Below are 10891 nucleotides of genomic sequence, written 5' to 3'. Positions count from 1 at the left end.
TGCGCAAGGCCGCCGAGCGCTCCGTGGGCGGGCTCTGGGATCGCATCGGACAAGTGCTCGACGCCTTCACACCACAAGAATGCGCCAACTACTTCCGCCACGATGGCTATGCCTCAGCTTGAGCGCCGAACGCTCTAGCCTGCATTCCTGCGATCGCGCGAAACGCCGCACGACGGCTGGGCGATGGCGGGCAGGGCCGCTTCGGCCTATATGGGCGGCCGATCGGGCGGCGGCACGGCGTTGCGATTCGCCGTCATTTCGTTTGGAGCATCGCACCATGGCCGGAACCGCGGCGGTCGCCAACCGCATCGAGGATGCGATGCTCGCGAGCTTCGCCGCCGCCGAACGGCGCGAGACGCCGTACCGCAACTGGCGCGTCGCCGAGCTCTTCCCTGACAGGGTCGCCGAGGCGCTCGCCGAGCTGCCGTTCCACGCCGTCGACGTCCACGGCGTCTCCGGCCGGCGCGAGCTGCATAACGACCAGCGCTCCTATTTCGCCGGCGACGTGCTGGCCCGGAACGCCGTCGCCCGCGAGGTGGTTGAAGCCTTCCAGTCGCCGCGCATCGTGCGCGCGATCATGGATCACACAGGAGCCCGGCTGGCCGGGACCTACCTGCGCATCGAGTACGCCATCGACATTTCCGGGTTCTGGCTCGAGCCGCACACCGACCTGGGCGTGAAGACCTACACCATGCTCTACCAGCTCGGCCGCGATGGACAGGAAGACCTGGGCACCGACGTCTATGCCGATCGGGAGACCTGGGTGGAGCGGGTTCCGTTCGGCTGGAACACCGCCTTCGTCTTTGTGCCGTCCGACAACACCTGGCACGGCTTCGAAGCGCGCAAGATCGCCAGGCCGCGCCGCAGCGTGATCATCAACTACGTCACCGACGAGTGGCGCGCCCGCGAGCAGCTCGCGTTTCCGAACGATCCCATCGCCGTCTGAACTGCGTCGAGCGGCCGCGCTTGTGTCGGGCGGAGGCGCTCCTACATCCCGGGACCGCGGCGGCCCTGGCGCTCCTTCCGCCGCCCGTTCCAACCTGCGTCGAAGCTCGACGATGGACCTCTCGCCACGCGAGGCGTCCCTTCGGCAGGCGCCCTGATGAGCGAGACAGATCGTGGTCGGTGAGAGGTTCGAAAAGCTTGGCTCGGTGTTCCTGATGGTGCTGTCGACCGGTCTCGCGGCCGTACTGGCCGCCGACGGGCGGCTCCAGTGGCTCGGCGCCGCCCTGGCCATTTCGGGCTCCATGGTCTTGGGCGCGATGGTCCGGCTTTGGCCGCGGCCGGCGTTGGCGCGCTCACGCGAGTGCTGCGGGAACGACTAGCTCCGACGCGGGATCACCACCGGCAGCGTCTCGTAGCCCTTCACGAAGGTCGAATAGACACGCTTAGGTTCGCCCACCACGATGATCTCCGGGAAGCGCTTCAGGATCTCTTCCCAGATGATGGTGAGCTGCAGCTCGGCCAGCCGATTGCCGACGCAGCGGTGGATGCCGAAGCCGAACGAGATGTGGGTCCGCGGCCGCTCGCGGTCGATGACGTAGGCGTTCGGGTCCTCGATCACCTCGTCGTCGCGATTGCCGGAGACGTACCACATCACGACTTTCTGGCCGGCTCGGATCGTCTTGCCGCCGAACTCGAAGTCCTGCACCGCAGTGCGCCGCATGTGGGCGAGCGGCGTCTGCCAGCGGATGGTCTCGGAGACCATCGAGGGGATCAGGTCGGGGTTGTTCCTGAGTTTCGCGTACTGATCGGGATTCTGGTTCAGCGCCAGCACCGAGCCTGAGATGGTGTTGCGCGTGGTGTCGTTGCCGCCGACTGTGAGCAGCACGATGTTCCCGAAGTACTCGCGCGGCTCCATGGTCCGCGTCTCGGGATGGTGCGCCAGCATCGAGATCAGGTCGTGGTGCGGCGGCGCTTTGACCTTCTCGTTCCAGAGCACGTTGAAGTAGGCCTGGTACTCCTGGAAGATCTGCATCTTCTGCTCGAAGGACTCGATGAGCCCGCCGGGCTGCGGCTGCGCCGTGACCACGTCCGACCAATAGGTGATCCGGCGGCGGTCCGCCTGCGGCGCGTCGAACAGCGTCGCCAGCGTCATCGCGGTGAGCTCCTTGGAGACCTTGTCCACCCAGTCGAAGGTCTCGCCGATCGGCAGGTTGTCGAGGATGCCGGCGGCGCGCTCGCGGATCTGCGGCGCCATGGCCGCCAGCGAGCTCGGTGCGACGGCGGGCGAGACCGCCTTGCGCTGCACGTCGTGCTTCGGCGGATCCATGGCGATGAACATCGGCAGCGGGTCGACGTTCTGGCTGCCGCCGCCGATGGTGATGCCGCCCCGCAGGTAGTCCGACGAGAACACCTGGTGATTGGTGTCGACGGCCATGATGTCGTTGTACTTGCTGATCGACCAGTAGGGGCCGAACTCGCTCTCGGCGGTGAAGTGGACCGGCGCCTCGTTCCGGAGCCGTTCGAAGTAGGGCCACATGGTGTCCGACTGGAAGAGCCGCGGTTGGGCCGGGTTGAGCGTCTCCAGCGGGATGGAATAGGCCTCTTCCCGCGCCTGCTTCAGCAGCGCGACATCGCCGTCAGGCATGGCGGTCTCCTCCGGGTCCGCGACTGGGTATCGCCAAAATGACGCCAGCGTCAACTTTTCCCGAGCAAAGCGCATGATCCACCTGGTGGAGGATCCCGGCGATCCCAGGATCGAAGATTACCGCGCAGTGCGCGAGCGCGACCTCGTGGGGCGAAACGGCCGCTTCATCGCCGAGGGGGTCGTGGTGCTGGAGAAGCTGATCGCGGCAGGTCGCCATCCGATCCGCTCGGTGCTGGTGGCGCAGAAGCGGTTGGCGCCTCTGCGCGCGCTCATCGAAGCGCTGCCGGAGACGGTCCCGGTCTATGCCGCGACCCAATCGGTGATGGACGAGATCGTCGGCTTCCCCATGCACCGCGGCGTCCTGGCGGCGGGCGAACGCGCCGAACCCGCAGCGCACGACCTGCTCGCCAGGCTTCCCGATCGGGCGCTTGTGGTGGGACTTTGCGGCATCGCCAACCACGACAACATAGGCGGCCTGTTCCGCAACGCCGCCGCGTTCGGGGCCGATGCGGTGCTGCTGGACACTGGCTGCTGCGATCCGCTGTATCGCAAGGCGATCCGCGTCTCGGTAGGGGCGGCGCTCACCCTCCCATTTGCGCGGCTCCGTCCGGAGCACGACGTTCTCCACACGCTCGCGGCGGCCGGCTTCGAGGTCATCGCGCTCTCGCCGGGCGGGACCGCGACGCTGGATCAGCTCGGCGCGGCTCCGCGCCAGGCAGTGCTGCTCGGAGCGGAAGGGTCAGGCTTGCCCGCCGAGCTCCTGGCCCGGGCGCGCACGGTGCGCATCCCCATGGCCGGCGACTTCGACAGCCTGAACGTCGCCACGGCCAGCGGCATCGTGCTGCATCACCTCGCGGCGGTCCGCAGTCGCGCTTAAGAGCCTGTTTAGCCCGCAATGAGAAGCTCCGGACGCCTAGGGGAAGGGCGTTCGGACAACCATGCCAGTCAAGAAGATCAGCGCGCCCGCGTACGCCCCGGCAGGATTTGAGCAATCCGCAGAGGTGTTCGCGCGCGTCACCCGGCTCGCCGAGGCCCTGTTCGCGCCCGCGGTGGCGCAGATCACGCTTCTCATCGACGGCAAGCCCTGGCGGAGCCGCGACCCCGACGGCCGCCGGGTCAGCGGACGACCGCTGATCGCCGAGATGGTCGTCGAATCCGGCGAACCGCTCTGGATCGCTGACGCGCGCCTCGATCCGCGATTCGCAAACGCGTCCACCGTCACCGGACCGCCCCACGCCCGCTTGATCGCCGCCACTCCGATCCGGCTTACGGACGGGTCGATCCCCGGCTCGCTCGGACTGGCGAGCCCGCAACCGCGCGACCACGACCCTGAGCTCGCCCGGCGTCTGCAGGACCTGGCGGACCTGCTGGCTGAGGAATGGCGCCGCGTCCAGGCCAAGGCGAACGAGGAGGCGTCGCGCCGGCAGAGCGAGACGGCGCGCGGAATCCTGGGCGGCATCATCGCCAGCGCCCCGCTGTCGCTGATCATGCTGGACAAGGAGCTGCGCATCCTGGCCGCGAGCCGCCGCTGGCTCGACTCGCGCGGCGTTCGCGCCCGCCAGGCGGTGGGGCGACGGCTCCCCGAGGTGATGCCGCAGGCGGTGGAGTGGGATGAGGCCTTCTCACGCTGCCTGGCCGGCGAGACCGTCGAGTCCGATCGCGGCCGCGTGCAGATGCCCGACGGCTCCTGGCGCTGGTACCGCGCCGAGCTCTCGCCTTGGCGCGTGAGTTCGGGCGAGGTCGGCGGAGTGCTGATCAGCGGCCATGACGTCACCGACATGGTCGAGGCGCTGGAGCGCAGCGAGCGTTCCGAGGCGCGGCTGAAGCTCGCCCTGGAGATCGCCGACATCCACGTCTGGGAGATGGATTACGTCCGCCGCGAGCTGATCAAGGTAGGCGCCGAGGACACCTTCTTCGACCGTCCCAAGACCTACGAGGAGCTCGCCGCAGACATCTGGGCCACGGTGGACGAACGCGACCGGCCGGCGATGATGGAGCTGTGGGAGCGGGGGGTCCGGGAAGGCAGGCCCTTCCGTCCGGAATACCGCGTCGCCCGGGGCGACGGCAGGGAGGTGTGGGTCCAGGGCTCCGTCCGGCCGATCCACAACGAGGTGGGCGAGGCGGTGGGCTTGCTCGGCGCCTTGCAGAACGTCACCGAGCGAAAGAAGGGCGAACAGGCGCTGATGCAGGCGAAGGAGGAGGCGGAGGCCGCCACCCGCGCCAAGAGCGCCTTCCTGGCCACGATGAGCCACGAGATCCGCACGCCGTTGAACGGCGTGCTGGGAATGGCCCAGGCGATGTCCGGCGCCGAGCTGTCGGACCGCCAGCGCGAGCGGCTCGACGTCATCCGCCAGTCGGGCGAGGCGCTGCTCGCCATCCTGAACGATGTGCTGGACCTGTCGAAGATCGAGGCCGGCAAGCTCGAGCTGGAGACCACGCCGTTCGACATCTCGGAGCTGGCGCGCAATGCGCATTCGACGTTCGCGGCCACGGCGCAGGCGAAGGGCCTCGCCTTCGAACTCGACGTCACCCGCGCGGCGCAAGGGATCTATGTCGGCGACCCTGTGCGGCTGCGGCAGATCCTCTACAATCTGGTCTCCAACGCCCTGAAGTTCACGGACCGGGGCGGGGTGAAGGTCAAGGTGAGCCGGCGAGGCGGACTGCTGGTGCTGACCGTCTCCGACACCGGCATAGGCGTGGCGGTGGACAAGCTCGCCACTCTGTTCCGCAAATTCGAGCAGGCGGACGCCTCGATGACCCGGCGGTTCGGCGGCACCGGCCTGGGCCTCGCGATCTGCCGCGAGCTGACCGAAATTATGGGCGGCGCCATCAGCGCCACCTCGAAACCGGGCAAGGGCGCGACCTTTGTCGTGGAGCTGCCGCTTCCCAAGAGCCGCGCGCCGCGCAAGTCCGCCGCGCCGGCGCGCCGGGCGCCAGAGGTGCGCGTCGAGCCATCGGCGCTGCGCGTGCTGGCGGCCGAGGACAACGGCATGAACCAGCTGGTCCTGAAGACGCTGCTGTCGCAGATCGGGATTGACCCGGTCATGGTCTCGGACGGCCGCCAGGCGGTGGAGGCCTGGGCGCGCCAACCGTGGGACCTGATCCTCATGGACGTCCAGATGCCGGAGATGGATGGGCCGACGGCGGCGGCCATCATCCGCGCCCGGGAGGACGCCGAGGGGAGGCCACGCACGCCGATCGTGGCGCTGACCGCCAACGTGATGTCGCATCAGGTGATGGAATACCGCACCGCCGGCATGGACGACTTCGTGGCCAAGCCGATCGAGGCCGGACGGCTCTACGAGGCCGTGCTGGCGGCGGCGCAGCGCTCGCCTGGACCTCGGGCCGACAGCGCGGCCGCCTGAGGCGGTCGGACCCCCGACGCCTGCGGGTGTGTGCGCGCAGGCGCCAGAGGTCCTCCACCGGGCCGCTTCCCTGCGGCCCCTCGGCAGCTGTGGGGGGATCAGCCGCCGAATTCGTAGCCTGAGACCACCACGTCCATGACCGTGTCGCGGAAGGCGACGCGGCCCGGCTCGCCCTGGGCCGCGCCGGCGGTCACGAACAGCGGCGCGAGATGCTCTTCGCGCGGATGCGCCTCGCGGGCGTAGGGGGCCTTGTCCCAGTTGCGGATGGCGCCCTCGCGTCGGGCCGGATCGACCATGGCGTCCGACAGCCAGGCGTCGAACGCCGCCGATTTCTCGGTGAACGCCGGGGTGAAGCCGCGCATGTTGTGCCAGCTCATGCCGCTTCCCACGATCAGCACGCCTTCGTCGCGGAGTGGCGCGAGCGCCCGGCCGGCCGTCAGGTGCGTCGCGGGATCGAGGTCCTGATCGAGAGAGAGCTGAACGACCGCGATGTCGGCCTCGGGCGTGACCAGCTTCAAGGGCACGAAGACCCCGTGGTCGTAGCCGCGCTCGGGATCCTCCCGCGCCGGCAAGCCAGCCGACGCCAGAAGCTTGCGGACGCGCCCGGCGAGCGAGGGCGAGCCCGGCGCATCGAAGGTGAGACGATAGGTGTGCTCCGGGAAACCGTAGTAGTCGAAGATCAGCCGCGGCCGCTCGGCGGAGCCGACCGTGAAGGCGGCCGCCTCCCAGTGGCCGGAGACCACCAGGATGGCTTTCGGGCGCTCCGGCAACGAGGCGACGAGCCCCTTCAGCCACTCGGCCAAGGGCGCCCAGTCGTCGGCGGGACCGCGGGTCCAGTCCATGAAGAAGCAAGGGCCCGCTCCGTGGGGAATAAAGACGGTCGGCATGGTCATGGCGGTTTCGGCTCTCCTCCGGCGTGATCTAGGCGGCCTTCTGAACCGCCGCAGCGGGCGCATGCCGCTCGATGAAGGTCGCGAACGCCTGGGCGAAGCTCTTCAGGAACTCGGCCATGGCGGGATCGCGAAGCACGCCGCGCCCGTCGAACAGGGCGCCCGCGCCCCCGATGTAGGCTTCCGGCTGGCAGAGGATCGGCGCTGCGAAGAACGAGAGCGCCTGGCGCAGGTGGTGGTTGGCGCCGAACCCGCCCAGCGCCCCAATCGAGGTGGATACGATCGCCGTCGGCTTGTCGGTCCACACCGCCTGGCCCCAGGGGCGGGAGCCGACGTCGATGGCGTTCTTCACGACGCCGGGGATCGAGCGGTTGTACTCGGGCGTGACGAAGAGGACGGCGTCGGCGGCGGCCACGTCGCGACGGAAGCGCGTCCAGGCGGCGGGCGGCGCATCGGTCTCCAGATCCTGGTCGTAGTGCGCCAGATCGCCGATCTCCACGACCTGGAATTTCAGCGTCGCCGGCGCGAACGCGGCGATCGCCCTGGCCACCTTGCGGCTGGCAGAGTCCTTGCGGAGGCTGCCGACGACGACGGCGACGGTGCGGGTCTGGCTCATGGATGTCTCCCGTTGAACTTCAGTGGAGGGGAGATGGCGCCGCGCTGCAGCGTTGATAATCGCCGCTCAGAGCACAAATATGCTTCCGGAACGGAAGAAATCGCATGGACCGGCTCGACGAAATCGCCGCCTTCGCCGCCGTGGCCGACGCCCGCAGCTTCACCCAAGCCGCCCGCCGGCTGGGTGTTTCGGGCGCCCAGGTCTCCAAGCTGGTCGCCCGGCTGGAGGACCGGCTGGGAGCGCGGCTGCTCAACCGCACGACCCGCGACGTCTCGCTCACCGACACCGGCCGGGCCTATCTGGAGCGGGCGCGCGACCTGCTGACGGAGTTCGAGGCGCTGGAGAGCTCGGTGCGCGAGCAGGATGGGCCGCGCGGCCTCCTGCGGCTCTCCGCGCCGGTGGTGTTCGGCGCCAAGCAGCTCGATCCGGCGCTGCTCGACTTCGCGCAGGCCTACCCGGAGGTGGCGCTGGAAGTCGCCTATTCCGACCGGTTCGTGAACCTGGTGGACGAGGGTTTCGACGCCGGCGTGCGGATCGGACGGCTGACGGATTCGTCGCTGATCGCGCGCAAGCTCGCGCCCGTCAGCCTGGTGGTCTGCGCCTCGCCGGCCTACCTGCAGCGACATGGGATTCCGCAATCCCCCGACGATCTGGCCGAGCACGAGGCGATCATCGACCTGAACGCCCAGGACGCCTACGTCTGGAATTTCGGCGACGGCGGGGAATGCCGCGAGGTGCGGGTCCACGGCCGGCTGCGCTTCACCGGCGGCGAAACCTGCCTGGCGGCGGCCGAGCGCGGCCTGGGGGTCGCCCGCACGCCCGACTTCATCGCCGCCGAGCGCTTGCGGAGCGGCAAGCTCACGCCGCTGCTGTGCGGCTACGAGCCGGAGGTCGCGAACGTCCACGTCGTCTATCCCGCGGGCAAGCATCTGGCGCCCAAGGTCCGCGCCTTCGTCGACTTCCTCGTGGACCGGTTCTCCGGTGAACCCGCGTGGCGCAGGGGCTGGAGCGAGCCACCTTCCCGGTTGCCAGCGGCCTGAGCCGCCGTCAGGCTCGACGCTGATGGTTGCGCGCAAGAATCCATCGGACGGGGACGACCTCGCCGGGTACGCCAAGCGGCTGCTGATCACCGTCGTGGTGGTCGCGCTGGCGCTGATCGTGTTCCGCTGGCTGCAGGTCTTCCTGCTGGGATTCGGCGCCGCGCTGATCGCCGTCCTGCTCCGCTCGCTGGCCAATCCGATCCGCAGGCGCACGCCGCTGGACGCCGCCTGGTCGCTGGGCGTGGCCGTGCTCGCCGTGCTGCTGCTGGTGGCCTTGGTGGCCTGGTTCGTGGGCGCACAGGTGGCGGCCCAGTTCGATCAGCTCGAGGAGATGCTGCCCAAGGCCTGGAGCGCCGCGCAAGCCTATCTCAACGCGTTCGCGGCCGGCCGCTGGGTGCTCGACAAGCTGCAGGAGGCGCGCGCCGACCATAGCGTGGCCTCCAGCCTGGGCGTCGTCGCCGGCCGGCTTGGACGCATCACCCGGGTGAGCGTGGGCGTCGCAGCCGATCTCGTGCTGGTGATCATCGCCGGCATCTATTTCGCGGCCCAGCCGACCCTCTATCGCAACGGCCTGCTTCGCCTCGTGCCGGAAGGCGCGCGCGGCCACGTCCAGGACGCGATGGAGGAGAGCGCCGCCTCGCTGCGCAAGTGGCTGCTGGGAACCGGTCTGGCGATGCTGGCGATGGGCGTGCTGATCGCCGTCGGCGCCAGCCTGCTGGGCCTGCCCGCGCCCCTGGCGCTGGGCTTGGTGGCGGGACTCGCGGAGTTCGTGCCGATCGTCGGCGCGATCCTGTCAGCCGTGCCGGGCCTGCTGCTCGCCGGCACGCAGGGGCCGCACGTGGTGCTCTTGACGCTGGCCTTCTACGTCGCAGCCCATCAGTTCGAAGGCCATGTGCTGATCCCGCTGATCCAGCGCCATGTGGTCTCGGTGCCGCCGGCCCTGACCCTGTTCTCAGTGCTGGCGTTCGGGCTGCTGTTCGGCCCGCTCGGCGTGATCCTTGCGACGCCCCTGGCGGTGGTCGTGCTGGTGTTGGTGAGGCGGCTCTATCTGCATGAGGAGGCCGCCGAAGTCGGCCGCTGAAGATCCTGGCCTAATCACCGGATTTCACGGCCTTTCGGCGATCCATGAACTCGGCCATGGCGCGCCGCGGCGCGTCGTCGCGGAAGGTCTCTTCGAAGGCGTCGATCCCGGCCTGGATGGCGCCTGTGATCGGCAACTCCTCCCAGTGTTGCATCAGCGCCTTCTGCAGCCGCACCGCCCGCGGCTCGGGCTCCAGGAGAGCCGCGATCAGGGCGTCCACCGCCAGATCCAGCTCCTCGGCCGGATAGACCGCCTCCACCAGCCCCCATCGGAGGGCGTCCTCGGCCGAGAAGGTCTCGCCGGTCATCAGCATCCAGCGCGCGCGGCCCCAGCCGACCAGGCCAGGCAGGAGGGCGGCCTCCACCACTGACGGGAGGCCGAGCTTGACCTCCGGCATGCCGAGCACCGCGCGGTCCGAGGCCAGCCGCAGGTCGCAGGCGGCGGCGATCTCCAGCCCGGCCCCCAGGCAATAGCCGTTGATCCGCGCGATCACCGGCACGGGCAGGTCGCGGATCGCCTGGCAGCAGCCGTGCACCTTCTCGATGAAGGACCGCGCCTCGGCGGAAGACGCGAGCGCGGCCATCTGCTCGATGTCGGCGCCGCCTATGAAAGCCTTGTCGCCCGCCCCGGTGAGCACCGCGCACCGCAGGTCCGGCTCGGCCGCCAGGCTGCGGAACGCGCCGGTGAGCGCGTCCATCACCTCGCGCGGCAGGCTGTTGAGCTTTGCGGGCCGATCGATGGTGACCCGGGCGACACGGCCGCGCGGCCGGTCTTCGATGTGCGTGCTGACGTAAGAGATCATTGTTCAGTTGGCGCTTTGGTGCTCTCCTAGAGGAGCCCAGGAAGGACGATTGAACATGGCCGACGGCAACATCACCAAGGATATCCTCTACGACGCGGTCGCCCCCGACGATTTCGAGTCGATGCTGGAGCTGGACCGCTACGGCGCCCGCTCGACCGCGTTCGACAAGATCATCTCGGCCACCCACGACCACTTCTGGGATCCCCTCGATCCCAAGTACATCGATTTCTCGGCGCCCTGGGACATGGAGAACGAGGCGCTGCTGCCGGACGACCAGGTGATGAGCCTGCAGGTGCCCTACGTCCGCGAGCACCTGGAGCGAACCGGCCAGAAAGTCAAGTTTATCAACGAGATGTCGCTGTGGAACTTCTCCTCGATCCTGCACGGCGAGCAGGGCGCGCTGAACCTCTCGGCCAGCCTCTGCCATGTGCTGAAGGACCAGGGCGCGCAGGAATACGCGGCCAACCAGACCCGCGAGGAGGCCCGCCACGTCACCGCCTTCGCCCG

The 10891-nt window shown here is 69.2% G+C and carries 10 protein-coding genes and 1 pseudogene; 7 read left to right on the top strand and 4 right to left on the bottom strand.

The features are described from left to right. Positions 1-277 precede the first annotated feature (277 nt). The gene (locus tag Q0W60_RS16540) at positions 278-946 is read left to right on the top strand and encodes a hypothetical protein (protein ID WP_297697187.1); all 669 of its coding nucleotides are present in this window, start codon (positions 278-280) and stop codon (positions 944-946) included. Between the two features lie 172 nt (positions 947-1118). After that, entirely contained in the window at positions 1119-1325 is a 207-nt protein-coding gene (locus Q0W60_RS16535; protein WP_297697186.1) for a hypothetical protein, read from the top strand. On the opposite strand, the gene Q0W60_RS16530 is transcribed toward Q0W60_RS16535, so the two are convergent. Then, on the bottom strand, positions 1322-2590 hold the full coding sequence (locus Q0W60_RS16530) for a cytochrome P450 (protein WP_297697185.1): 1269 nt from the start codon (positions 2588-2590) through the stop codon (positions 1322-1324). The two genes, Q0W60_RS16535 and Q0W60_RS16530, sit on opposite strands and share 4 nt — an antisense overlap. Positions 2591-2663: 73 nt before the next feature. On the opposite strand from Q0W60_RS16530, the gene Q0W60_RS16525 reads away from it, so the two are divergent. Further along, entirely contained in the window at positions 2664-3467 is an 804-nt protein-coding gene (locus tag Q0W60_RS16525) for an RNA methyltransferase (protein ID WP_297697184.1), read from the top strand. Between the two features lie 61 nt (positions 3468-3528). Beyond that, entirely contained in the window at positions 3529-5955 is a 2427-nt protein-coding gene (locus tag Q0W60_RS16520) for an ATP-binding protein (protein WP_297697183.1), read from the top strand. 98 nt (positions 5956-6053) lie between these two features. On the opposite strand, the gene Q0W60_RS16515 is transcribed toward Q0W60_RS16520, so the two are convergent. Continuing rightward, the gene (locus Q0W60_RS16515) at positions 6054-6848 is read right to left on the bottom strand and encodes a class III extradiol ring-cleavage dioxygenase (RefSeq protein ID WP_297697182.1); all 795 of its coding nucleotides are present in this window, start codon (positions 6846-6848) and stop codon (positions 6054-6056) included. A 28-nt stretch (positions 6849-6876) separates the two neighbouring features. Then, positions 6877-7461: an NAD(P)H-dependent oxidoreductase gene (locus Q0W60_RS16510; protein WP_297697181.1), complete on the bottom strand. Its 585-nt coding sequence runs from the start codon at positions 7459-7461 to the stop codon at positions 6877-6879. A 104-nt stretch (positions 7462-7565) separates the two neighbouring features. On the opposite strand from Q0W60_RS16510, the gene Q0W60_RS16505 reads away from it, so the two are divergent. Then, complete coding sequence (locus tag Q0W60_RS16505; RefSeq protein ID WP_297697180.1) at positions 7566-8501, top strand: LysR family transcriptional regulator; 936 nt, start codon at positions 7566-7568, stop codon at positions 8499-8501. 22 nt (positions 8502-8523) lie between these two features. Continuing rightward, positions 8524-9582 carry an AI-2E family transporter gene (locus Q0W60_RS16500; protein WP_297697179.1) on the top strand — a complete coding sequence of 353 codons (1059 nt, stop codon included), beginning with the start codon at positions 8524-8526 and terminating at the stop codon, positions 9580-9582. Positions 9583-9592: 10 nt separating this feature from the next. Here the strand turns inward: Q0W60_RS16500 and Q0W60_RS16495 are convergent, their stop codons facing one another. After that, positions 9593-10384, bottom strand: coding sequence for an enoyl-CoA hydratase (locus Q0W60_RS16495; RefSeq protein ID WP_297697178.1), 792 nt, complete (start codon positions 10382-10384; stop codon positions 9593-9595). A gap of 55 nt (positions 10385-10439) precedes the next feature. Here Q0W60_RS16495 and Q0W60_RS16490 point away from each other — a divergent pair. Continuing rightward, a pseudogene (locus Q0W60_RS16490) lies at positions 10440-10891 on the top strand (ferritin-like domain-containing protein); the annotation flags it as partial.

This window comes from Phenylobacterium sp. (assembly GCF_025934275.1).
Classification (GTDB): domain Bacteria; phylum Pseudomonadota; class Alphaproteobacteria; order Caulobacterales; family Caulobacteraceae; genus Phenylobacterium.
Note: the sequence above shows the minus strand (reverse complement) of the source record. Positions and strands in the feature narration are given on the sequence as shown.